The sequence below is a fragment of the Okeania sp. SIO3I5 genome, from assembly GCF_010672085.1.
GTDB lineage: Bacteria > Cyanobacteriota > Cyanobacteriia > Cyanobacteriales > Microcoleaceae > Trichodesmium.
In genome coordinates, this window is sequence record NZ_JAAHHT010000144.1 from 1 (window position 1) to 24786 (window position 24786).

Genomic DNA, 24786 nt, shown 5'->3' on the forward strand with positions numbered 1-24786 from the left:
TTTATTTTTGATTATTGGAGATGTTTAATGCAGTTTGGGTATCGAAGATACCCTTTACTACCCACACCTCCCACACCTCCCACACTTCCCACACCTCCCACACCTCCCACACCTCCCACACCTCCCACACTTCCCACACTTCCCACACCTCCCACACCTCCCACACCTCCCACACCTCCCACACCTCCCACACCTCCTACCCAAACCGCGTAGCGGCCTTAGTTATACTTGTCGAAATAAGTTTTAAAAACCTGTTGAGCAACTGGAGCAGCAGAAACAGAACCATAACCACCATTTTCAACAATCACAGCGATCGCAATTTTTGACTCATAAGCTGGCCCAAAACCCACATACAAAGAATGAGACTTTTCTCCAATTAGTTCTGAAGTACCCGTTTTTCCTCCTGTAAGTGGAATCGTACCATCATTAAGCGATCGTGCTGTACCATAGTCAACAACATCAATCATGCCTTCTCTAATCATATTGACATATTCTCGTTTCAACCCTGTAGGAACAGGTTGCATATCTGGAGAATCAGTTTCATCTGCAAATAAATGAGGTTTAATCTGCTTTCCTCCATTAGCGATCGCTGCTGTTGCTGCTGCCAACTCTAAAGGTGTCGCCAAAACCAAACCCTGACCAATTGCCATAGTAATTGTATCACCCAAATACCAGGCATCATTATAAATTTGGCGTTTATCTTCTTCCGTAGGAATGAGACCATTATATGTAGTAGGTATGCCAAGAAAGTTTAAATTTTTGCCCCCTAAACCAAGTTGATATGCCCATTTAGCTATTTGTTCCTGGCCAATACTCATACCCACCCGATAAAAAAAGGTATTACTACTATAAGCTAATGCACTCCTAAAACCAATAACACCATATCCCCCACTATGTTCATTAAAACGAATACCTCCAACATAAATGGAATCAGAAGTTTGAATAAATGAGTAAGGAGAAAATTTGCCAGATCCCATAGCAGCAGCAGAAGTAACCATTTTAAACGTACTACCTGGAGGATAACCTTGGAGCGCTCGATTTACAAATGATTGCTCTTCAGAGTGAAGACTTCGCCATTTTTTTTCAGGCATAGGTTTAGTAAAGACATTGGGGTTAAATCTTGGATAACTTGCCATAGCTAAAACTTCCCCTGTATTCACATCTAGAACAACTACTGCCCCTTTACGAAAACCCAGAGCTTTTTCTGCTATTTTCTGAAGGTCTAGATCGAGGGTTAACTTGACCGTTTTTCCACCAATAGGTTTTTCTTCTTCAAAGATACCGATTTCCCTATTTTTGGCATTGACTTCTATGAGACGCTGACCCCATTTGCCTGCAAGTATATCGTTCGCACTAGCTTCAACTCCTATCCTGCCAACCATCATTCTCAGTTGGTATTCGGGGCTAGCTTCTAATTCTTCTGGTGTAACTTCACCAAGGTATCCTATGATATGGGATGCTAATTGTCCATTAGGATAATAACGAGTTGATTCAGCTCTGACTTCTACGCCAGGAAATTCCCCTGCCCTTTCTTGTAGAATGACAAAAGTATCACGGGTCACTTCATAAGTAAGGTGTACATTTCTTTCTCCTGAACTAATGGCCTGTTCTACTTTTTCCAGAATTTTGTCTTCTGGTATATTAATTATGGGACTAAGTTTCGCTGCAATAATTTTCCACTGCTCTTTTGGTTGTTCTTTTGGCCATAAGTATATGGAACGGGCGAGACGATTAGATGCAAAAGGTTTGCCATGTCGGTCTAGGATTAGTCCTCGATTAGATGGGACTGGAATAGGTCGAATGCGGTTGTTTTCTGCTCGTTCCCGATTCTGTTCACCTTGAATTAATTGTAGTTGAACCAGACGCATCACTTGTAGACCAATGATAGTTGTGGTCAACAATATTATGACTATTGTTTGGTAGATTAAGCGTGACCGAGGTTCCTGATATGAGAGGTCATTCTTTTGTATTTTCCGGAACCCAAAAGAAAAAGAAAAAGAAAATTCACGCACCATGATTTTTTTATTTATAAATAAGGTTTTAAAGTTAATAATTGAATTGTTATGATATAGCAATTATCATATTGTTGAACTATAAAGTTCTTTTGTTTTAGTAAATAGGGATACCGACAACTCTAAGATATTTTATATTTTTTGTGTGCAATTCTAGATCAGGGAACAGGGAACAGGGAACAGGAGTGAAAAACATTTCCTAGTCTGAGATTCATCATTAGTAAGTAATTGTCCTAAGCAATTCTTTCTTAGCTTTTTAATAAATAAAAAAATTAACTCTTAGATATCTCCAAAAATAAAAAATAAAATAAATTCTTATCCATAAATTATGAATTATGTACCCCTATTGCCCATTACCTATTGCCTATTGCCTATTCTCTCTTTCTCTTTTACGGAGATGTCTATTGAGTATTAATCTCCTAAACACCAAAAAATAACTAGCAAGACTATTGATATACAAAACCACCGGGGAATATGTAGCCATTGTATTAAGTCCATTGGTTCTAAAATCAAGACACTCGTCAGGAACCAACTAAAGAACAATACTATAGCGATTAGGAATAAAGACATAATAGTAGTATTTTTAGGCCAATTTCAAAAACTAATTTGATTCAGATTCGAGTATAATATGAAATTGCATCCTCAACTAAAAAAGGTAAATTAAATTCCCCTGTTCAATAACCTGTTGGTTGACTTCCGAATTACAATAAATTTGGTGACCATTTTTTGAATTCAAAATTCACGCATTCAAAGTTCAAAAATTTTGATTCTAAAGAGGTCAGGACTTACGCAGAACCACCGTATGTAGTAGGGGCGTTACAAAGTATGCGCAGCAAACGGCCGTTCGCCCCTACGTATAGCCTACAATTTGAGATTTTGCGTAAGTCCTGGAGGTAAGGCAGGAAGCAGAAGGTAGGAAGCAGAAGGAAAGAAAAAGTTAGAAAGGAAAAGGTTTTTTTATCACGCTCTTATCCGGACATGATCAGGACTTACGCAAAATCTCAAATTATACACCACCTGTAGGGGCGATTTCCGTTTGTCATGCTCCTAATTACGCTTGCTCGCCCCTACTAGATATGGTGGTTCTGCGTAAGTCCTGATGATATAACTCAAGATAGATACTATAGCGAGGGGGAATCAACACACAAAAGTAGTATTTTTAGATCAATTTCAATAACTAATTTGATCCAGACTTGAGTATAATATGAAGCAACCTGCTAAAGCAAAAAAGGTAAATTGCTGTGTTTAATACCCTATTGACTGACTTCCGAATTATCTTTGATAGAGATCCTGCTGCTCGAAACTGGTTGGAAGTTCTCACTTGCTACCCTGGTTTTCATGCTTTAGTGTTTCATCGCATAGCTCATAGTTTATACTCTCAAAAAGTTCCTTTCCTACCTCGCTTAATTTCTCATATAGCTCGCTTTTTAACTGGAATTGAAATTCACCCAGGAGCTGTTATTGGTCAAGGTGTGTTTATCGATCACGGTATGGGTGTTGTAATTGGAGAAACTGCCATTGTAGGAAACTATTGCCTGATTTACCAAGGAGTAACTCTTGGTGGTACTGGTAAAGAAACTGGTAAACGACATCCTACTTTGGGGGAAAATGTAGTTGTTGGTGGAGGAGCAAAGGTTCTTGGTAATATTAATATTGGTAGTAATGTTCGTATCGGTGCTAGTTCTGTAGTTCTGAGGGATGTTCCTTCTGATTGTACAGTTGTGGGAATACCAGGCAGAGTAGTATATCGTTCTGGAGTTAAGGTTAATCCTTTAGAACATGGTAGTTTGCCTGATTCTGAGGCGACAGTTATTCGTGCATTGGTGGATCGAATTGATTCTCTTGAACAACAAGTGGAAAGTTTACAATCTAAATTGTTAGAATCTGTTGTGGCGAAGTCTCATCTGGAATCTTCTGCTAATCATGCTAGTCATACTGTCTCAGAGCGAGCAATTGAGGATTTTTTGGATAACTCAAAAAATTAACTAAACCTCCAGAATTTTACTCCTAAACTAACAAGCAAGTTTGATTCATGGGTAAGCTTATTTATAGCACCTTCTTGAAAATTAGACACGCGCTAGACATTTGCCATCGGTGAGGTGCAAATGATTTCGTGCCTCACCCGTTTCAATGTGTACTTGCACAGAAAGTTGATGTTCCCCCCATAAATTATGGGTTAGGATGCCCTAAGCAGGATTTCCGACCTTGAAAAAGTTGAGTCCGGCGAATACGATGTAGTTGAATAAAACTAGCAACTCGTCTCCAGTGACTCCAATCATGTTTGTTGACATCCTCTGGTTTCAACAAACATTTGGGGATTTTTTCTGATAATTTTAAGGTTTTACGACCAATGACTAAAGCTGCAACAGTGCCAGTTTTTATGATTAGACATCTCCAGAAAAGAGGGAACAGGGAACAGCGGATCTGGGAACAGCGGATCTGGGAACAGCGGATCTGGGAACAGCGGATCTGGGAACAGCGGATCTGGGAACAGGGAACAGCGGATCTGGGAACAGCGGATCTGGGAACAGCGGATCTGGGAGAGATAATTGATAATTTATGGACAAGAATTGATTTCAACAATTTAATTCCCTCACAGGAGTGCGCGTTCCCTCTCTTGGTCAGCATTCCCTCACAGGAGTGCGCATTCCCTCTCTTGGTCAGCATTCCCTCACAGGAGTGCGCATTCCGCAAGCAAGCTGTCGGCGGCGCGGGGCCGCACCGCTTGCGCCTATCGGCGACGCGGGGTCTGACCGCTTGCGACTTGCCTCTTGCAGAGGAGTTTCCTCTTACAGAGGAGCTACGCTAACGCTTTTCATGTCGCGCAGCGTTAGCGGAGCTTTGCGTCAGCAAAACGTCGTCGCGGGGTCGCACCGCTTGCGCCTATCGGCGACGCGGGGTCTGACCGCTTGCGACTTGCCTCTTACAGAGGAGCTTCCTCTTACTACGGTAGCTCTCCCTAACGCTTTTCATGTCGCGCAGCGTTAGCGGAGCTTTGCGTCAGCAAAACGTCGTCGCGGGGTCGCACTGCTATTCCCTATTCCCTCACAGGAGTGCGCGTTCCCTCTCTTGGTCGGCGTTCCCTCTCTTGGTCAGCATTCCGCAAGCGAGCTGTCGGCGGTGCGGGGTCTGACCGCTTGCGACTGGCGTCGTCGCGGGGTCCGACCGCTTGCGATTTGCCTCTTGCAGAGGAGCTACGCTAACGCTAACGCTAACGTCGTCGCGGGGGCGCACTGCTATTCCCTATTCCCTGACAACTGCCACGAAGTGTATTGGTAGACCTCTGTAGAAACCTTGCATGCAAGGTCTCTATAACCCACATTCCGCATGACAAAATGTAGTATGTGAAAATCGTCAAACTTGAGTAAATATTTACACTGATTGTGATTAGTGACCTTAAACTCCATTTCGCGATCCGGGTATAGCTCGTGCGATCGCATTATCGATCTGTTTGAGTCAGCTATAGTTATAGCGCTAGGAAACACTTAACTGGGAACACTTAACTGGGAACAGAAAACTTAGAACAGCAGACTTTTCAAGGCTTTTTCTTATAGGGAAATGCTCCGCAAACAGGATTTAGAAATGTCCTAACCTTAATGCGTAGTGCTATACCTCTCATATCAAATCCGGTTGAATACTTATTAGAGTTGTTGGGGGTGGGAAGTGTGGGAAGGGTGGTCCGGGTGGGAAGTGTGGGAAGATTAAAGTAATTATAGAGTTATAAACATATATTATATAACCGGATTTTATATCAAAGCTAGAATATGCCAAGATCTGAGCTAAAATTAGTTGACCAGACTTTAGTAAATTTTCATCCCAAACAGACCCATTACTCTTGATGATCGGCGCTCAAAGAGACTCTCCGAAGACGCAAAAAACCTACCCAGAGTTTCAGGATAGTTTCACAACTAACCTCTGAAGGTGCTTGTGACTATATTTGCGCACTACATTTGAAGTACGAAATATGGGTTTTAATTCTGCTCGAAAGACTACTTCCTACTTTCCTCCGAGTTAATAACTAAAAGCTGATAGCTGACTGCTGAATGCTTACGTTAAAATTTAAAAGTAATCTCTGACTTAGTTCCCAGAAAAAAACAATGTCTAGACCCACATTATATGTTGCAATTACTAATCATGGATTTGGTCATGCCGTCCGCATCTCATCAGTTGTCAATCTGGTGCAAAAAATGTGTCCAGATGTTTTATTAGTTATGGTAACAACTGCTCCCCGTTGGTTATTAGAATCTTATATTTCTGGTGATTTTATTTATCGTCCCCGTGCTTTTGATGTGGGGGTAATTCAATCAGATAGTATCACTATGGATAAAGAAACTACCCTGGAAAAATTGCAAGAAATTAGAAACAAAGAACGGTCAATTATTGCTGGAGAAGTAAATTTTATTAAGCAAAATCGAGTTGATTTATTATTAGCAGATATTCCGCCAATCGCTGCTAAAATTGCTCAAGCTGCCGATATTCCTGGTTGGATGTTGAGTAATTTTGGTTGGGATTTTATTTATCGTCCTTGGGGTGGTAAATTTCTGGAAATTGCTGATTGGATAGGAGAATGTTTTGGTCAATGTGACCGTTTATTTCGCCTTCCACTCCACGAATCTATGGGCGCTTTTCCTAACATTTTTGATGTAGGTTTAACTGGGGGAACTCCACGTTATCAACCAGAAGAAATTAAAGCAAAATTTGATATTCAGGCAGACAAAGAAAAAACTATTTTACTAACTTTTGGTGGGTTAGGTTTAGACCAGATTCCTTATGAAAATCTGGCTCGTTTTCCTGATTGGCAATTTCTGACATTTGATAATAATACTCCTGAACTTCCTAATCTCATAAATGTCAGAAAAGAATCTCAAAAAATAGATATAAATTTGCCAAATATTCGCCCTGTAGATTTGATGCCGATTTGTGGCAGGATTATTTCTAAACCAGGATATAGTACCTTTGCTGAAGCTTTGCGTTTAGAAACACCCATTGTCTCATTAGTCAGAGAAGGTTTTGCCGAATCGAAATTATTATTAGAAGGAGTTCAAGATTATAGTTATCATCAAATCTTACCTCCAACAGAATTTTTTGATGGTGATTGGGAATTTCTTAGAAAATCCTTACAAATACCCCGTAAGTCTGAAAAATTAGATAAAAATGGTAGTGAAGCGATCGCTCAAGCTGTTGTAGATTATTTACAATAGACATAGGCGTGAAAATTAAAAATAGAATCAATTCTTATCCATAAATTATCAATTACTCCCCTCCCAGGAGGGGTTTGGGGTGGGTTATTGCTGTTCCCTGTTCCCTGTTCCCTGTTCCCTCTTTTCCGGAGAGGTCTAATAATTACTGGCAACTATCCAATTACTGCACAATCTATTCAAGGAAAACAATTATGATCCCTAAAATTAATCTTAACAACTTCATTAAAATTGACATAAACAGCATCATTGTAACTGGAGTTGAAATTGTATTGATAATAGTTCTCTTTGTAACAATTAGATTTTTGATAGATAGAGGATATAAACAATTAATAAAAGTCTCCTCAATCAAAAAAAAGAAAAAAGATATTAAAGTTATCTACCAAAATATCCAGATATTATTCAGTCTAAGTTGCTTACTATTATGTGTATTAGTAGCAGGATTTAATGGATGGCTTATTTATAAAGGAGAAAATTTAATCGAATACCAAACTTCTTTGATTAAAAGTATTTCCTTTGATTATTTGCTAACTATAGGAATTAGAATCTTCAAAATCTTGGGCATACTATTTTTAACTAAATGGAGTATTCCATATATAAACAAATTTATAATCTGGTCAAAAGAGTGGGCAAAAAACGTCGATCACATCACTGCCAATGACGCCAGTATTGACAGTTTATTTGAATTTTTCAGGAGCAACTTTAATAATATGATTTGGCTGTTCTATGTTACTATATCAGCTCAAATCATGGTATTTCCAGAAGTAATTATCAAATATCTGTATGTAAGTTTGCAGGTTTATATGATTATTATTATTGGATTACTATTTACTAAAGCTAATACAACAGTCATTGATACTTTAGATGCTCTTAGCAAGAAATATTCCGATCAAAAAAATATTTTGCGACTCTACGATCGCCTAAGTAAATTAATTCCTCTTGCCAAACGATGTCTTGAATATGCAATCTATATTATTACAGCTACTTTATCAATTCAAAAAATTGATTTTATTGCTCAATTAGCTCCTTATGGTTCTTTAGTTTTGCAAATAATTGGGATTATATTTATCAGTCGTGTTGTTCAAGAAATTGGTCAACTTGTACTAGAAGAAATACTACTGCGTGAGGGTGATACAGATGATTTATCTAAACAAAGACGACAGACATTTTTACCCCTATTTCAAAGTTGTATTAAATACCTGATTTACTTTGGTACAGGTATAGCAATTCTTTATACTATTAAAATTGACCCGACTCCTATTTTAGCAGGTGTAGGTATTTTAGGTTTAACAGTTGGAATGGGAGCGCAAAGTTTGGTTGAAGATATAGTTGCAGGTTTCTTTATTTTGTTTGAAAGTTATTACTTAGTAGGAGACTTTGTAGAGATAAATGGTATAGAAGGTTTTGTTACGGGAATAGAATTAAGAACAACTCGAGTTAATTATGAAGATAAAAATTATATTATCCATAATCGTGATGTTAAGGATATAGTTAATCACTCCAGCTACAGTAATGCAGTGGTTATGCTCAAAATTCCTTATCAAGTTAAGATTAATCAAGTCTATGAAGTTATAGAAAAAGTTGGAAAGAAGCTTCTAGAGGAGAATCCAAAAGACATAATTGAACCAACAATAATAGAAGGAGTAGAAGAATTTTCTGACAATCAAATATTAATTGAAGTAGTTACACAAGTTAAACCAGGAAAACATTTAATTATTCAGAAAATCTTAGGTGTAATGATTAAACAAGCTTTTGAGGAAGCAAATATTGACCTGACAGTTGTTAATCATGTAACACTGAGTGAAGATCAACCTATCCCAATATTTTTAAAACCTCTACGTTAAAACTATGGAAAAATCAATAGATATCTCCAGACAAGAGGGAATAGGGTTCAATAATTAATAATTAATTATTAATTATTAATTATTACCTCTTCTTAGAGACTGTTTGTAAAATAAATATTAAGAGATCATCACTTGTGGCTAAAATCTAAAAGCGGTAATACTTCAAGGGATTGAAAGAAGGTAGATAGAGAAGTATTCAATACATAAGCTAAACGTTCATATGCCCAAGACACAAGCTAGGAGCATTTTGTTATTATCAATTTCAACACAGGGGGAGGACATCACCTCTGTATAAACTAGCGGTCAGGGTTTCCCAGACGCTCAGAATCCCTATGGGTCCCGTAAGGGCAACGTCGGGAGTATGTCAAGGTTAGTTAGGTGGCATAATACCACCAAAAACTAACCAAGTGCTAGACAGAGATTAGGGATAAAAGCTCAATTGAGGCAAACCCAGAGTTTCTTCCCAGCCCATCATTAAGTTCATACACTGAATACCCTGACCAGCTTGACCTTTGATTAGATTATCAATGGCTGACATAATAATCACTCTATCGGTACGATGATCTACCTCAATGCCAAGATAACAGAGATTAGTACCACCTGCCCACTTAGTTTGAGGATAAGTACCACTGGGCAATACCTTGACCCAAGGGCAATTACGATAAAAAGCATTGTAAATAGTCAGCAGGTCTTCTCGTACTAATCCAGGGTCTCGGAGAGTACCATAGACTGTAGCTAATATCCCCCGTACCATTGGCATTAGATGAGGAGTGAATTGCACTTTTACATCATAACCTGCCAGATCGCTACAAATTTGTTCAATTTCTGGAGTATGGCGATGACTAGCTACCCCATAAGCACCAACAGAGTTATCTGCTTCAGCTAGTAACATATTAATACTCGCTTTTCGCCCACCTCCGGATGTGCCTGACTTAGCATCAATAATTGCAGTTTCTGGTACTATCAAACCCTGTTTAAATAGTGGCGAAAGTGCTAAAAGACTGGCAGTGACATAACAACCAGGACAACCAATAAGTTGAGCATTGGCTATGCGATCGCGATACAATTCTGGTAAACCATACACAGCAGTAGCTGCTATTTTTTTATCTGTACGTTCCCCGCCGTACCAAGATTGATAAGTCTCAAGATTACTAAACCGATAGTCAGCTGAGAGGTCTAATACTTTACATCCTTTTTCTAATAGGTTGGGTGCCATCTTCCAAGCTAAACCATTAGGTAGAGAGAGGAAAACTATCTCACATTTACTGATAATTTTATCCAACTCTATTGATTCTACTTTTAAGTCTACAGAATGCCCCAAGTGAGGGTAAATTGAAGAAAAAGGTTTTCCCGCGCTGCTATCCCCTCCCAAGTATACTACTTCTACTTTTGGATGATCCTGAAGCAGCTTGATAAGTTGCACCCCGCCATAGCCCGAAGCACCTACAATTCCTATTGGCACAGGTGCTGATTGTTTCATAATATTAACTCCTAAGTAATTTGAGTAGCAAAAATTTTAACTTTTGCTGCATTTTAGTACCAAATTTTGATTTTGGTGGTATTTAATATTTTCTTTTATGATTTTTGTCTTGTTAAGGTGTCAAAAGTGGTTTTGTAAAATTTTTAATTATATCATGCTTTATTTGAATAAATCAGGACTTACGCAAAAAAAACTGGTTTCTACGGTAAATCATTGTTTTTGACAATAAACATCTACGAGAAACCGGGTTTCTGGGTTCCCATGGTTTTAGTCCTGTAAATAATATCATGTCCGGTAGCATCGGTATTGTATAGCAAAGGTAGGGAACACTTAACTGGGAACAGGGAACAGGGAACAGGCAAGAATACTTAAGGCCAATAAAAAAACTTAAATTTCCTGTGGATATTCACCCTAACTTTTACACAAACGATTAATATAAAATCTGGTTATACAGTAATCGCAAAATTACTTCATCTTACAGCGCTTTTCTTTCTTGATGAACCACATATTCACATTTCAAACCTAGTAGGGACGTTCCATGGAACGTCCCTACTGTGGTCTACTGAAATGAAAACCGCTGTAATACAGATGTTAAGCATGAATAGAAATTTAAAATTTCATGCTATTCAAATCTTTTCTTTCTCCGTACGGACGTTTAGCTAAAGCACAACTTTCATATAGGGAATGCTCCGCAAACGTTAACGCTACGCGACATGGAAAGCGCAGCATTCCGAAACGGAAAACGCATTAATGCTCAAGCAACGTCCCTACCTCCTGACTCCTGACTCAAGTGCGCGATACGATAACTAATTACCCGGATTCTATATAAGTCTTGATAACCAGAAAAAATCAAACCGACAAATAGTCAGAGATTACTTCTGACTTCATTAAACTTGTTGGGTTTATGCTACGGATAAGCTGCGCTAACGCTGTCGCTCTACCCAACCTACTAACTTCGCACCTACTGACTTAATTCCAACTAACGGAACGCAAAATCAGAACGTAACCTCAAATCTAAATCATCCTCTGGATAAATCACAACTACCTCCGCTTCATCCCGACCCACAAACACTCCACCCAAAGCACCCAACCCCGCACCTATCAATAACCTTTCCACCTCCAGAACATCATCTCCAAGAATTGCAGACAATAAAGCAGCAGCACCAGTCCCCACAGCAGCACCCTTCAAAATATCTCCAGCATTAGCACCTTTTGTTATATCTTCAGTTTCAGTAATTACCTTAGAAATAGCATCAATACGAAACCGACGGCGATCGCTAATAATTACTTGTTCGGCAAAAAACTGAGTCCCATTAGAAACAGGTCGTAGTTCACCCTCTATCTCACTGCCAGAAGGTATTATCACTCTTCCTTGAACATCTCTAATATCTCTAGTCACCGTCAACCTTAACCTCATTGACTCATCTGGAGTTAGCACCACCTTTTCTGCTTCCTCATATCCTACGGGGATTAGTGTTCCTGCTGGTATCCGTGCTACAGGCGATGGTCTTCTTTGGTTGACAGGCAATGGTCTTCGTTGATTGCGAGGGTATTGTCGTTGAGGGACTTGTCGTTGAGGGTAAAATTGAGCCATCGCTTGGTTTGACATTAAACCAGGTGTTCCTGTTGCTAATGTTATGCCTAAAGTTAATAACAAGGATGTTCCAAAACGGCTTTTTTTTGAATTAAACATAAAAAGTATCTATCCTCCAATATCAGTTATTAGTTATCGGTTATTAGTTGTCAGTTATCAGTAGCTGTCGCTGAATTCAGAGACTTGAGACCCTATTTTTTGGCAGAGATTACTTTTAACTTTATCCTTCCACTATTTCTGCCTCCTGCCTTCTGCCTTCCCCTTTACAGCTTTTAAAGCTAAAATTGCTGCACCATAAACAGGTTGATGTCGAGGCCAAATAACTTGAGCAGTAGGAGCGATCGCTCCTATAGAATCTTCAAATCGACTGCGAAAATCAATCAGACTGTTCCAGACACTTCCAATAGTAACTACTTCAAAAGTTTCGTGGGGCTGAAATAAGGTAGATATTACAATTTTTGTAGCTATACTTAACTCCTCTACAGCACCTTGAATAATTTTCTTAGCTACCTTATCTCCCTTATCTGCGGCTGCGGAGACAATAGGAGCAAGTGCGGCTATCTGTGTTGCACCCCATCCACGGCGATAGACTATTTCTATTATACCCTCAATATTTGTCAGGCCCAGGTGTCTTTGAAAATCTGTAATTAGAGTAGTTGGAAATTCACGTCCATCATAACTTTTCAAGGCTGCTTGTAAACCTCGAATGGCTATATCATAGCCACTTCCTTCATCTCCCAATAGATAACCCCAACCACCAACTCGTTTAGTTAACCCCTGACTATTCTGGCCAAATACTAGGGAACCTGTACCAGCGATCGCTACAATACCTATAGAATATCCAATACCTCCGACTAGAGCGATGTTACTATCGCTACAGATAATTATTGTATTTGGCTGTACATCCCATTTAATCGGAATATTAGTAATAATTTCTTGGAGCAAATTTTCTACTACTGGAAAATCTTCCGGTCTTCCTACTCCTGCTAAACCTAGGCAAATTCCAGAGATTGATTGATGGCTATTACTATTAGCAACTGCTTCAGTAATAGCGGTTTGAATCGAATTTTTTGCTACTTCAATTCCCACACTCTGATAATTTGACGGACCGCTTTTACCACTACCAAGAATTTGATAATTTTCATCCATTAAAAGGGCTTCTGTTTTGGTGCCGCCGCCGTCAATTCCTAAAACATTTACTTTTTTCATTTTCTCTAATTACTATTATTTCTCTAATTTAGAAGGCGGAAAATTTTTCCCAAAAAATCAGGTCTCAAGTTTCCTACTTCGGTAGTAGGTACTGATAACTGATAATTGATTGAGTGTCACCCTCATTAATTCCTAAAACGTTGAATTTTTTCATTTTCTCTAATTACTATTATTTATCTAATTTAGAGACCGGAAAAATTTTCCCCAAAAAATCAGGTCTCAAGTTTCCTACTTCGGTAGTAGGTACTGATAACTGATAATTGATTGAGTGTCACCCTCATTAATTCCTAAAACGTTGAATTTTTTCATTTTCTCTAATTACTATTATTTATCTAATTTAGAAACCGGAAAAATTTTTGCCAAAAAATCAGGTCTCAAGTTTCCTACTTCGGTAGTAGGTACTGATAACTGATAATTGATTGAGTGTCACCTCATTAATTCCTAAAACGTTGAATTTTTTCATTTTCTCTAATTACTATTATTTATTTAATTTAGATACCGGAAAAATTTTTGCCAAAAAATCAGGTCTCAAGTTTCCTACTTCGGTAGTAGGTACTGATAACTGATAATTGATTGAGTGTCACCTCATTAATTCCTAAAACGTTGAATTTTTTCATTTTCTCTAATTACTATTATTTATCTAATTTAGAGACCGGAAAATTTTTGCCAAAAAATCAAGTCTCAAATTTCCTACTTCGGTAGTAGGTACTGATAACTGATAATTGATTTAGTGTCACCCCTATCAATTCCTAAAACGTTGAATTTTTTCATTTTCTCTAATTACTATTATTTCTCTAATTTAGAGTTCGGAAAATTTTTAGCAAAAAATCAGGTCTCAAGTTTCCTATTTGAGTAGTAGGTACTGATAACTGATAATTGATTTAGTGTCACCCCCATCAATTCCTAAAACGTTGAATTTTTTCATTTTCTCTAATTACTATTATTGATTGAATTTAAAGACCGGAAAAATTTTTAGCAAAAAATCAGGTCTCAAGTTTCCTACTTCAGTAGTAGATACTGATAACTGATAATTGATTTAGTGTCACTCCCATCAATTCCTCAAACCTTGACTTTTTTCATTTTCTCTAATTACTATTATTTATCTAATTTAGATACCGGAAAATTTTTAGCAAAAAATTAGGTCTCAAGTTTCCTACTTCGGTAGTAGGTACTGATAATTGATAATTGATTTAGTGTCACTCCCATCAATTCCTCAAACCTTGACTTTTTTCATTTTCTCTAATTACTATTATTTATTTAATTTAGATACCGGAAAATTTTTTCCCAAAAAATCATGTCTCAAATTTCTTACTTCGGTAGTAGGTACTGATAACTGATAATTGATTTAGTCTCACCCCCATCAATTCCTAAAAAGTTTACTTTTTTCATTTTCTCTAATTACTATTATTTGTTTAATTTAGAGACCGGAAAATTTTCCCCAAAAAATCATGTCTCAAATTTCTTACTTCGGTAGTAGGTACTGATAACTGATAATTGATTTAGTGGCATCCCCATCAATTCCTCAAACATTTAATTTTTTCATCTTCTATAATTACTATTATTTATCTAATTTAGAGTTCGGAAAAATTTTTAGCAAAAAATCAGGTCTCAAGTTTCCTACTTGAGGAGTAGGTACTGATAACTGATAATTGATTTAGTGCCGTGCCAATCAATTCCTCAAACATTTAATTTTTTCATTTTCTCTAATTACTATTATTGATTGAATTTAAAGACCGGAAAATTTTTAGCAAAAAATCAGGTCTCAAGTTTCCTACTTGAGGAGTAGGTACTGATAACTGATAATTGATTTAGTGCCGTGCCAATCAATTCCTCAAACATTTAATTTTTTCATCTTCTATAATTACTATTATTTATCTAATTTAGAGTTCGGAAAATTTTTAGCAAAAAATCAGGTCTCAAGTTTCCTACTTCGGTAGTAGGTACTGATAATTGATAATTGATTTAGTGGCATCCCCATCAATTCCTCAAACCTTGACTTTTTTCATATCCTATAATTATTATCTACCGACTTTGGAGCCAGAAAAAATTTTGGTATTAGAAACAAACAATCCCCACCAAATAAAAATTATCACTAATAGTCAGAAGCAGTCGAATCTAAGTCTTGAATTTCAAGATGTTGTCTCTGGCTTAGTTCTGAAGCTAAAAAAATCTCAATTAAGAGACTTTCTGATTGAGAAAATCCTTGGAGATAGGGAGCAAAATATTAAATCTTATGTCACCAACCTAGAAATATTTGAAAAATCTCGACCTCCCCGCCTAGGAGCATTCTATACTTCTGAGAATTTAGTCAATAAAATTATTTCACAAATCCAACTTAAACCAAACTTTAAATATTTAGATCCAGCAGTTGGTACTGGTAACTTTATTTTGATATTAGCCAAACAACTACTGACTAAATTTTCTTTTGATTCTGTAGATGAAATCCTAAATTTAATTTATGGATTTGATCTAGATTGGGAAGCACTAGAAATTGCTAAAATTCGGCTCTTGTTAGAACTAGATAATTTTTTTAGCATTGATATTTCCACTTATAAAAACCTAAATTTTTATCAGACTGATTTTACTGTAAAAGCTGCACAAGGATTTGACTTTATCAATAATTTTCACATTATCTACAAAGACTCAAAGCAAGTAATAAATATCAAAAAAGAGCTTGAATTTGATTATATTTTTGGCAACCCACCTTTTATCACTTTTTATGGCAGACGCAGTAAAAAATTACCAGAAAGTCATAGAAAATATTATTTAACTAACTATGAATTTATTCCTGATGCAGTCAAAAATGGTAAATTAAACTTATATATGTTTTTTATTGAACATGGTTTAAATCTGCTCAAAACAGGTGGTAGTCTAATTTACTTGTTAGATAATTCCATTTACGAAACCTCAGCTTATTATTTGCGTAAGTGGATAATTGAAAATTTCCAAATTAAATCTATTCAGATGGGTTTAGCTAACTTTGAGAATGTCGCTAGCGGTCAAACAATCTGGCATATTACGAATATTTACCCTGAAAAATCTGTTTTAGTAGAAGATATTTCTCAAAATCAAGTTAAGCAAATAAATCAGGAGGAATGGTTGAAAGATGTGGAATGTAGAATCAGCATATCTAACTCCAACTCAATTTTAGATAAGCTTACCCAGAATCAACTATTGATTGACTATTTTCCCAGAAAATCAATTAGAACCTGTTGTATGCTCTTAAATTTAACTGAAAAATTTTTAGTTACTAAAGAAGATTATCAAAGAGATAAATCTGGATTAATCATGCCTTATCTAGAAGGAGGAAAATCTTTATCATCTCCAGATAAACCTTTTGCATTTTCTAATTACATTAAATATGATTATGAATTGCAACTTCGACTTAGCGAAGAAATTAGAGTGAGATTAGAAAAAGAAGGAATTAAAAATAAAAAGCGCATTGGTTTAGGTCAACTAGAAATTTACCGATCGCCTAAAATTTTTATTAGACAGTCAAGCGATCGCTTAATTGCCAAATTTACAAATGAAAATTTTATGGCAAATAATAGTTTATATGTATTAACTCCTATTTATTCTAATTTCAGAAAGGAAGAATGGGAAAAGACTTTAATTTATACGGAACGCCTACTAAACTCGAAATTATATTTATATCTAGCGTCTCAGATGAATATTATTAGAAAAAATCCCAAACAGCAGCCTCAAATTAAAGTTAGCGATCTAAAAAGATTACCTTTTTGGTTGGATGAAAAAAGTTTATTTTTTGAGAAAGTAATTAGTATTAACCCTATAGATAGGAATAAAATTGATTGCCTGATTTACCAAGAACTCAAATTTACCAATCAAGAAATTAGCGAGATAGAGTCTTTTTTACTTCTTGTTTGACATCATCAAATTCAGATGATAACTAATAACTTTTAGCTGATAACTGATAACTGATAACTGATAACTGATAACTGATTTCGGAGAGCCTGCAACTTCAATAATTTTTTCTTGCTGCTGTGCTATTTAAACAAATCTGTCTTCCAAAACATCACTTATTTCTGCACCAGCTCTAGACACTGCCCTAATCGGTACAGTAGGATTTTCGGAAATTATTTGCTGAAAAATTGTATTGATAAAATTGATAATTATTCCCTCTTTTTCCTGCCATTTCATATTGATAAAAACTTCTACGATAAAAATTGCTGAATAAGTTACAACACCAATTCAGCCTTCCTGAAAAATAATATAAAAATTCAATCTAAAATCTGTAGATTGCAAATAATTATATGAGATGCAGCCTGATTCATTTTCCAAAGTTTTTGCAATAAACCCTCGATGTAACTGTTTCAAATCTTCAACTTTATCTTTCTTAGGGTGAAACTTCACAAATACAAATAATGGTTTTTCCATTTTCTGATGATTATAGTCCTATTGATTGATTTTGGTACTAACTTTATTCAACTATTTATAACAAGATTCTAAAATAATAACTTATATATTTCAACAGAAAAATATTAATTTTTTACAACCGATAACTGATAACTGAAATGACTCCTTCCTCTTCTTTATAAGACTATAAAATAATTTGACATTAACAAAACTTATGATTAATTGATTAACCTATTTAGAATTTAAACGAATTTTGACAAAAAAAGTTGAAATGAGCTATTGAGGGCCAAATTTCAGGGAAAAATCGTGATTTTGCGCTTGTTTTAGCAATCTTTTCAGAAACGCTACAAGTCTTGATATGCAATAAATACAGGATTTTTGCTTCCCAGGCAATTTTGATGTATATTGATAACAAGTCTGTCGCTCTGCGCAGGTGCTTATTAAAATGAAAAAGAGCATTAGTGAGTGAAAGTGCGATCGCGTCAGCGGAACGGAGTTCTATCGCGTAACGGAGTTTTATCGCAAAATGGCATAACCGAAGTCAGAAGTCAGAAATCAGAAGTTAAATTCTTGCATTGTATTGATAAAATTGATAATTAGGGTTTGCTAATTAAATCTCAAATCCTTTATTTAGGGCTTGCTGAAAAAGTATACGCGAGTAAGGGTAGGAGTCAGGAGACTCGAGACTCGAGACTGGAGGAATGGATCTGGGAGCGAGAAGGCAGGAGGAAGATTATCCGTTGATTTTTCTTCCTAAGTCAACCCTTTCATCCTCACTTTATGCAGCTCTTGATTAAGGAAAACCTTGTACTTTTTCAAGACTTGAAAAAGCTCAAACCATAATTAATGTCAATGCTTTGAGATTAACAGAGCAAGACCTATTTATAAAGTTTTTATCCTTTTTTAGTCGAAAAAAGTACAAGCTTTTAGGTCGCTCAGGTTCAAAAAATTAGCATTTTAGGGAAGACTTGGGCGGAAAAATCAAGGGACTATTCTTCCTCCTAACTCCTCTATAATTCGCATTTCTCCTGACTCCTACCCTTACCGAAAGACTTTTTCAGCAAACCCTAATTATTCCTTCTTTTTCCTGCCATTTCATATTGATAAAAACTTCGACTATAGCTAAAAAAAAATTGGTTAGGACATAGACTAATGATGAATTTTAGACTAGAAAATGTTTCTCCAACTCTTCCCTATTCCCTGCTATATAAAAATTGCTGAATAAGTCTTAGCACTTATTCAGCCTTCCTGAAAAGTAATAGAAAAATTCAACCAAAAGCTAAGAAAGAATTGATGAAAACATAGACTGATGATCAACCTTAGACTAGGAAATATCTTTCTGACTATTCCCTATTCCCTATTCCCTGCTATTGCAATGATGAATTTTAGACTAGAAAATGTTTCTCCAACTCTTCCCTATTCCCTGCTATATAAAAATTGCTGAATAAGTCTTAGCACTTATTCAGCCTTCGTGAAAAGTAATAGAAAAATTCAACCAAAAGCTAAGAAAGAATTGATGAAAACATAGACTGATAATCAACCTTAGACTAGGAAATATTTTTCTGACTATTCCCTATTCCCTATTCCCTATTCCCTGCTATTGCAATGATGAATTTTAGACTAGAAAATGTTTCTCCAACTCTTCCCTATTCCCTGCTATATAAAAATTGCTGAATAAGTGCTAAGACTTATTCAGCCATCCTGAAAAGTAATAGAAAAATTTAACCAAAAGCTAAGAAAGAATTGGTCAGAATGTAGACTGATGATGAACCTTAGACTAGGAAATATTTTTCTGACTATTCCCTATTCCCTATTCCCTATTCCCTGCTATTCAAATTGAGTTAAAGCCTTTCTTGCTCTTTCTGCACGAGCATCTGCCGACTCCATCACTTCATCAATTTTTTCCAACATTTCCCCTGGATAATTTTCTAACACTTTAGTAGAAAGAGAAATCCTTTTTCGACCTTCATCTAAATCAACAATCATCGCCTTAACCAAATTACCTTGGGCAAAAATTGTTGATAAAGAATCAACCCGTTTTTGACTAACCTGGGTAATATGCAGCAAACCAGTTAAACCCTCTAAATCTACAAAAACACCAAAAGGTTTCACTCCAACAACATTTCCTTCAACCAACTGACCAACAAGTAACTTACTAAAACCAGCAGATTGAGCGGCTAAACGCTGAGACATCACAATTTTCTTTTTTTCTTGGTCTAATTCCAAAAAATTGACTGTCAATACTTGGTCAATCAATGACTCTAAATTATCCTTTGCCAAAAGATGGGAACGTGGAATAAAACCTCGCAAAGATTCCACATCCACCGTTACTCCACCCTTATTAGTACCAATTACTCGAACTTGGAAAGACTGACCACCTTCTTGTAATTCAGTTAACCTCTCCCAGATTTGATTAATTTCTAGCTGCTTAACAGAAAGAAGCACTTCACCCTCTGCATCTTGCTCGCGGATAATTAGAAATTCTCTTTCTAGCTTTAGCGGTAGTGCTTCTGATAAATCTTGTGTGACTCCCAAGGAAGCTTCTTGAATGGGTAAAAGAGCTAAAGACTTACCACCTATATCAACGTAGATACCTTCAGATTCATAACTATATACTTTTCCAGTGACTATTTGTCCTTTTTGAAATTCATAATTATACTTAGGTTGTTCGAGAGCTTTAGCAAAGTCGTCCATGGTAAAGGACTGTTTACTTCCTTGAGAGCTAGTTGATTCAGGATTCATATAGATAATTGATAATGGATAATTGATAATGGATAATTAGGGCTTGCTGAAAAAGTCTTTTTAAAAGCTAGCACTTTTTTTCAACCTAAAAAATTTAATATAGCAATTCCCAAGAAGCGTGAGGTACAAAATTCCTTGGTTTTAGGGAACAGGGAACACTTAACTGGGAACACTTAACTGGGAATAGGGGATAGGGAATAGGAAAAAATTAAGATAGGTGTACCTCACGATTCCTGAGAAATGCTATACCTTGATCTGTAAAAGCTTTGATATTTAATCAGCAAACCCTAATTAGAGTTTGCTTGCTTAAAGTCTTTTAGTAAAAGCATTCCTCCTGACTTCTGGAGTCAGGGGAATTATAGAGCAAGTAGTCAGAAAAATCGTCTCTTGATTTTCTTTTCCTATCTTGCCCAAAATGCTAAATTTTTGCATCACGAGGACCTAAAAGCTGGTACTTTATTAGTACCTAAAAATGCTAAAACCTTGATCTGTAAAAACTTTTAGGTCTAATCAGCAATCCCTAATTCAAGATAGTTTTCATTATAAATTATCAATTATCCACTATTCATTATCCATTATCAATTATTCATCAATTGTTGACCAAAAAGTTCCTTTGTCTTAACCCAAGCATCAGCAGCAGCTTGAGAATTGTAACTGCTACGATGGTCACAAAAGAAACCATGGTCTGCTCGATAACGAAATACTTGATGCTTTATTTGATGTTTCTGTAATTCTGCCTCTATTTGGTCTACCTGTTCTATGGGAATTAAAGGATCTTCTGTGCCAAAGAAACAATATATCGTACCACTAATTTTAGGAGTTAGAGTAAGAGTTGGTTCACCACCGCCAGGAGTACCAGTAGCAATACCAGCTCCGTAGAAAGAAGCTGTTGCTTGAATTTCTGGTAAAGTAGCTGCTAGATAGGTAACATGACCTCCAAAGCAGAAACCTATACAACCAAACTTATCTGGTTTGACAGTGGGTAAGCTTTTAAGATATTTAATAGTGGCTTGAATATCGCTGAGTAATTCTGAAGCTTTGGTTTGCTCCTTGTATTTGCGACCTAATATTAAATCTTCCTCAGTGTAGCCCACTTCAAAACCAGGAGCTTGACGTTGATAGATTGAGGGAGCGATCGCCACATAACCTTCTTTGGCAATTTTTTCTGTTACTTCCCGAATATGGGTATTAACCCCAAATATTTCTTGGACTACCACAACTGCTGGAAATGGACTAACTCCTAACGGTTGTGCTAGATAGGAATCTATTTGAAGGTCTCCATTGGGGACTTGAATATTGGTTGTATGGATTTCTAGTTGTGTCATTTCAGTTATAGGGAATAGGGAATAGGGAATAGGGAATAGGGAATAGGGAATAGGGAATAGGGAATAGTAGTAAGCTTTCAAAGGGTTTCAAGATTTAGAAATGTCCGCGCCTTTTGCTTCGACTGCTATATCAGTTATCAATTATAAGTACCTCCTAAAATAAGGAAGTTTGAAAACCGGAATTTTCTTTTTCATTCCCTTGAAAGGTGAGATTTGATGTGTCTTATTTCATGGTCAGATCCTCACTCTAGTCAGAAATTTTTAGGTCTTTCGTCTCTATTAGTTAATTTTTTATATAGCAAAAACTAATTATTTAATCTATATCATAATCATTATAGATATAGCCCTACCCATTTAGGGCACGGAAATCGGTAAATCCATTTTGCTTTGACCATTTTTTGAATTCAAAATTCAAAATTAAAAGTTCAAAATTTTGGGTTCATTCCTTAATTTCAATAATTATTTAATTAAGGATTTAAGCCTCGTTCCTACCTAACAAAAAAATAAAAAATATTTTCCTGATTTCAAGTCTCTGACTTTAGGCAAAGGTTATAATGAGCAAATTAATAATTTTGAATTTTGAATTGCTTTGACTTGTTTGCGGAGCATTTGGACATCTAAAACTAAGTCAAAGATTACTTGTGAATTTTGACTTTTGAATGCATGACTTTTAACTTGTTTATGGTTGATTTTCAGATTAAAACAGATAGTGATATTCCTGCATCAAACCAATTATTTAATCAAATTCGGTTTGCGATCGCCTCCCGACAGTTTCCTCCTGGCCATCGATTACCTAGTACCCGACAACTTGCCATGCAAACTGGTTTACATCGTAATACCATAAGTAAGGTATATCGTCAACTAGAAGATACTGGCCTTGTAGAAGCTCAAGCAGGTTCTGGTATTTATGTCAAAGCCCAGGGAAATGAGGGAGGCTCAAAGTCAAAGTCACCTACTTTTGAAAAATATCCAAATGCCAGTAATTTAGTCAAGAGTAGTTTGGATGAATTATTATCCCAAGGTTGTAGTTTAAATGAAGCCAGGGAAATGTTCCTGACTGAGATTGACTGGCGATTACGTTGTAGTGCTAGGGTTTTAGTTACAGCTCCATCTAATGATATTGGTATTGGAGAGTTAATGACTAAAGAGTTGGAAGAAGCTCTAAATATTTCTGTACAGTTAGTTCCCCTAGAAGAATTAGATGAGATTATAGATGAAATTTCTTCTGGCACAATTGTCACAAATCGTTATTTTATTGGGCAAGCTGAAAAAATAGCTGCTTCTAAATCTGTCAGAGTTATACCAATTGATATATATGATTATGATGAAGAATTTAAATTGTTCAATGCATCACCCAAGGGAAGTTACTGTGGTTTAGTTAGTCTTAGTTCAGGTTTTTTACGAGCAGGAGAAGTAATTCTTCATAGTATGCGTGGAGATGATATAATTGTTATGACTGCTCAACATACAGAAACCTACAAAATAAATGCTATGGTACGGGCAGCTAGAGTAATTATTTGTGATAAATGTAGCTTTGATATTGTTAAAGATGCCTTACAAAAAAATAGGGAAAATATTATTCGTCCCCCACAAATTATACGTGTTGATTATATTCGTACAGATTCAATTAATCTCTTGAAACGGGAATTAGGTTTAGTTTAGGAAGTAGGGGATTCAATAATTAATAATTAATAATTAGGGTTTGCTCAAAAAGTCTTATGAGTCAGGTTAGGAGTCAGGAGACAGGAGACAGGAGACAGGAGGAGTAAGGAATTTAGAGGAGACAGAAGGAAGAATTAATAAGAGTGATTTTTCTGCCAATAGTCAACCTAAAATCCTAACTTTATGCAGCTCTAAGGAACAAAAACCTCGTAATGCCTGAAAAACCATTATCGGCTAAAAGCTTTATCTGTAAATGCTTTAAGATTTAATCAGCAAACCCTAATTAATAATTACCTATTCTTAAAACAGATAGAATTGGTTAAAAGGAAATTTTTTTCTTTTTTCTACTTGCTCATGAAAGGCTTTTAACCTTTATTTTTTAGTAAGGGAGTAGGAAGTAGTAATTCGGGTTTAGTGGAAATAGAAAAGAAGAAAAATAACTGTACCTTCAGCCTATCTCACTATTCTTAAAAATGCTTATTTACTTAAGTAAAATTTTCCTGAAAAGCTGGATTTTTCGTTTTTATCTTTTTTATCTTTTTTATATTTAAGAATATTTGGGCTTTTCAGCAAAAATATTATTAGTGGAATAGGTTCTTAGTAACTTGAGAAACACTATAAGATAAATTAAAGTTAATTTAGATTCTATATACAGTTTGGTTCTTGCCATAGTCAAAACTAGATCGTATAGCGCTAGGCGAAGCGCGAAGAGGGAAGAGGGAAGAGGGAACAGTAGACTATTAAAGGGTTTTTCTTATAGGGAAATGCTCCGCAAACAGGATTTATAACTGTCCTAACCTTTGCTTCGATTGCTATATGTGATAATTTGACTTTTTTCTGTTTCCTAAAAATATACATTAGCTCTAAGCATTTTCATCCCCAAATGCTCCGCCAATAACTACCTCCTGGGTTGGAATTATGGAGTTCAAATTAAGTAAAAACTATTAGGCTATATGGGATTTCAATTTTATTAATGTTCTAACACTTTTTTGTAGTGCTATTGATGACAATTACAATAAGATTGCTAGGATAGATGATTCTAAATTTAATTACATAATCGCAAATTAACTAATAAATTATTAAGGCAAAAATGAAAACAGCAATTAGAGATATTAACACACAGATATTAGAACATAATATACAAAAAAACTGGCAATCTTTGAGAGAAATTAATGATGCTTGCCAAATTCAATGTGACTTCAAAGCAAGAACATTATTGGTGGTTTGTCAACATCCAGCAAACATAGTAATAGATAGGGAAAAAACAATTATAGAGTTAAAAAATATAGTTCAAAAACAGGAATTAGAATCTATAGAAAAAGTAGGTATTTGTTTGAATGTAATAG

The 24786-nt window shown here is 35.9% G+C and carries 16 protein-coding genes; 7 read left to right on the forward strand and 9 right to left on the reverse strand.

Features of this window, described 5'->3' with window-relative positions; all coding sequences use genetic code 11:
- Position 1: 1 nt before the first annotated feature.
- The gene (locus F6K40_RS26030; protein ID WP_293140005.1) at positions 2-184 is read right to left on the reverse strand and encodes a hypothetical protein; all 183 of its coding nucleotides are present in this window, start codon (positions 182-184) and stop codon (positions 2-4) included.
- A 34-nt stretch (positions 185-218) separates the two neighbouring features.
- Positions 219-2015, reverse strand: coding sequence for a penicillin-binding protein 2 (gene mrdA, locus F6K40_RS26035; protein WP_293140006.1), 1797 nt, complete (start codon positions 2013-2015; stop codon positions 219-221).
- A gap of 1238 nt (positions 2016-3253) precedes the next feature.
- Here mrdA and cysE point away from each other — a divergent pair.
- The 4 genes from cysE (at position 3254) to F6K40_RS26055 (ending at position 9054) form a co-directional block, all read left to right on the forward strand.
- Positions 3254-3997: a serine O-acetyltransferase gene (gene cysE, locus F6K40_RS26040; RefSeq protein ID WP_293140007.1), complete on the forward strand. Its 744-nt coding sequence runs from the start codon at positions 3254-3256 to the stop codon at positions 3995-3997.
- Between the two features lie 365 nt (positions 3998-4362).
- Positions 4363-4821 carry a hypothetical protein gene (locus F6K40_RS41645; protein ID WP_293140008.1) on the forward strand — a complete coding sequence of 153 codons (459 nt, stop codon included), beginning with the start codon at positions 4363-4365 and terminating at the stop codon, positions 4819-4821.
- Positions 4822-6109: 1288 nt separating this feature from the next.
- Entirely contained in the window at positions 6110-7213 is a 1104-nt protein-coding gene (locus F6K40_RS26050; RefSeq protein ID WP_293140009.1) for a glycosyltransferase family protein, read from the forward strand.
- 191 nt (positions 7214-7404) lie between these two features.
- On the forward strand, positions 7405-9054 hold the full coding sequence (locus F6K40_RS26055; protein ID WP_293140010.1) for a mechanosensitive ion channel family protein: 1650 nt from the start codon (positions 7405-7407) through the stop codon (positions 9052-9054).
- A 421-nt stretch (positions 9055-9475) separates the two neighbouring features.
- Here F6K40_RS26055 and argC read toward each other — a convergent pair whose 3' ends face one another.
- The 3 genes from argC to F6K40_RS26070 form a co-directional block, all read right to left on the reverse strand.
- Positions 9476-10534 carry an N-acetyl-gamma-glutamyl-phosphate reductase gene (gene argC / locus F6K40_RS26060; protein WP_293140011.1) on the reverse strand — a complete coding sequence of 353 codons (1059 nt, stop codon included), beginning with the start codon at positions 10532-10534 and terminating at the stop codon, positions 9476-9478.
- Positions 10535-11513: 979 nt separating this feature from the next.
- Positions 11514-12227: a hypothetical protein gene (locus F6K40_RS26065; RefSeq protein ID WP_293140012.1), complete on the reverse strand. Its 714-nt coding sequence runs from the start codon at positions 12225-12227 to the stop codon at positions 11514-11516.
- 132 nt (positions 12228-12359) lie between these two features.
- A complete protein-coding gene (locus F6K40_RS26070) occupies positions 12360-13337 on the reverse strand; it encodes an N-acetylglucosamine kinase (protein ID WP_293140013.1) in 978 nt (325 codons plus the stop codon).
- Between the two features lie 1950 nt (positions 13338-15287).
- Here F6K40_RS26070 and F6K40_RS26075 point away from each other — a divergent pair.
- Entirely contained in the window at positions 15288-17222 is a 1935-nt protein-coding gene (locus tag F6K40_RS26075; protein ID WP_293140014.1) for an N-6 DNA methylase family protein, read from the forward strand.
- A gap of 123 nt (positions 17223-17345) precedes the next feature.
- On the opposite strand, the gene F6K40_RS26080 is transcribed toward F6K40_RS26075, so the two are convergent.
- The 4 genes from F6K40_RS26080 to F6K40_RS26090 all read right to left on the reverse strand — a co-directional run bounded on the left by F6K40_RS26080 (position 17346) and on the right by F6K40_RS26090 (position 21778).
- Complete coding sequence (locus F6K40_RS26080) at positions 17346-17495, reverse strand: hypothetical protein (RefSeq protein WP_293140015.1); 150 nt, start codon at positions 17493-17495, stop codon at positions 17346-17348.
- Between the two features lie 51 nt (positions 17496-17546).
- Positions 17547-17732, reverse strand: a complete 186-nt coding sequence (locus F6K40_RS41050) for a putative quinol monooxygenase (protein WP_365672832.1) — start codon at positions 17730-17732, stop codon at positions 17547-17549.
- Between the two features lie 1806 nt (positions 17733-19538).
- Positions 19539-20453, reverse strand: a complete 915-nt coding sequence (locus tag F6K40_RS26085; protein ID WP_293140016.1) for a S1 RNA-binding domain-containing protein — start codon at positions 20451-20453, stop codon at positions 19539-19541.
- Between the two features lie 578 nt (positions 20454-21031).
- Positions 21032-21778 (reverse strand): dienelactone hydrolase family protein, encoded by a 747-nt coding sequence (locus tag F6K40_RS26090; RefSeq protein WP_293140017.1) that lies wholly within the window; start codon positions 21776-21778, stop codon positions 21032-21034.
- 681 nt (positions 21779-22459) lie between these two features.
- Here F6K40_RS26090 and F6K40_RS26095 point away from each other — a divergent pair.
- Together F6K40_RS26095 and F6K40_RS26100 are read left to right on the forward strand one after the other, a co-directional pair.
- The gene (locus F6K40_RS26095; RefSeq protein ID WP_293140019.1) at positions 22460-23440 is read left to right on the forward strand and encodes a GntR family transcriptional regulator; all 981 of its coding nucleotides are present in this window, start codon (positions 22460-22462) and stop codon (positions 23438-23440) included.
- Positions 23441-24530: 1090 nt separating this feature from the next.
- Positions 24531-24786 (forward strand): hypothetical protein (locus F6K40_RS26100; protein WP_293140018.1); only part of this gene is annotated, 256 nt, incomplete at its 3' end.

What these genes read in the sequence shown, in the direction of transcription:
- argC (WP_293140011.1), bottom strand. Translation starts at nt 10,534, where the DNA reads ATGAAACAATCAGCACCTGTGCCAATAGGAATTGTAGGTGCTTCGGGC.
- F6K40_RS26070 (WP_293140013.1), bottom strand. Translation starts at nt 13,337, where the DNA reads ATGAAAAAAGTAAATGTTTTAGGAATTGACGGCGGCGGCACCAAAACA.
- F6K40_RS26080 (WP_293140015.1), bottom strand. Translation starts at nt 17,495, where the DNA reads ATGAAATGGCAGGAAAAAGAGGGAATAATTATCAATTTTATCAATACA.
- F6K40_RS26085 (WP_293140016.1), bottom strand. Translation starts at nt 20,453, where the DNA reads ATGAATCCTGAATCAACTAGCTCTCAAGGAAGTAAACAGTCCTTTACC.
- mrdA (WP_293140006.1), bottom strand. Translation starts at nt 2,015, where the DNA reads ATGGTGCGTGAATTTTCTTTTTCTTTTTCTTTTGGGTTCCGGAAAATA.
- F6K40_RS26050 (WP_293140009.1), top strand. Translation starts at nt 6,110, where the DNA reads ATGTCTAGACCCACATTATATGTTGCAATTACTAATCATGGATTTGGT.
- F6K40_RS26065 (WP_293140012.1), bottom strand. Translation starts at nt 12,227, where the DNA reads ATGTTTAATTCAAAAAAAAGCCGTTTTGGAACATCCTTGTTATTAACT.
- F6K40_RS41645 (WP_293140008.1), top strand. Translation starts at nt 4,363, where the DNA reads ATGACTAAAGCTGCAACAGTGCCAGTTTTTATGATTAGACATCTCCAG.
- F6K40_RS26090 (WP_293140017.1), bottom strand. Translation starts at nt 21,778, where the DNA reads ATGACACAACTAGAAATCCATACAACCAATATTCAAGTCCCCAATGGA.
- F6K40_RS26095 (WP_293140019.1), top strand. Translation starts at nt 22,460, where the DNA reads ATGGTTGATTTTCAGATTAAAACAGATAGTGATATTCCTGCATCAAAC.
- F6K40_RS41050 (WP_365672832.1), bottom strand. Translation starts at nt 17,732, where the DNA reads ATGGAAAAACCATTATTTGTATTTGTGAAGTTTCACCCTAAGAAAGAT.
- F6K40_RS26055 (WP_293140010.1), top strand. Translation starts at nt 7,405, where the DNA reads ATGATCCCTAAAATTAATCTTAACAACTTCATTAAAATTGACATAAAC.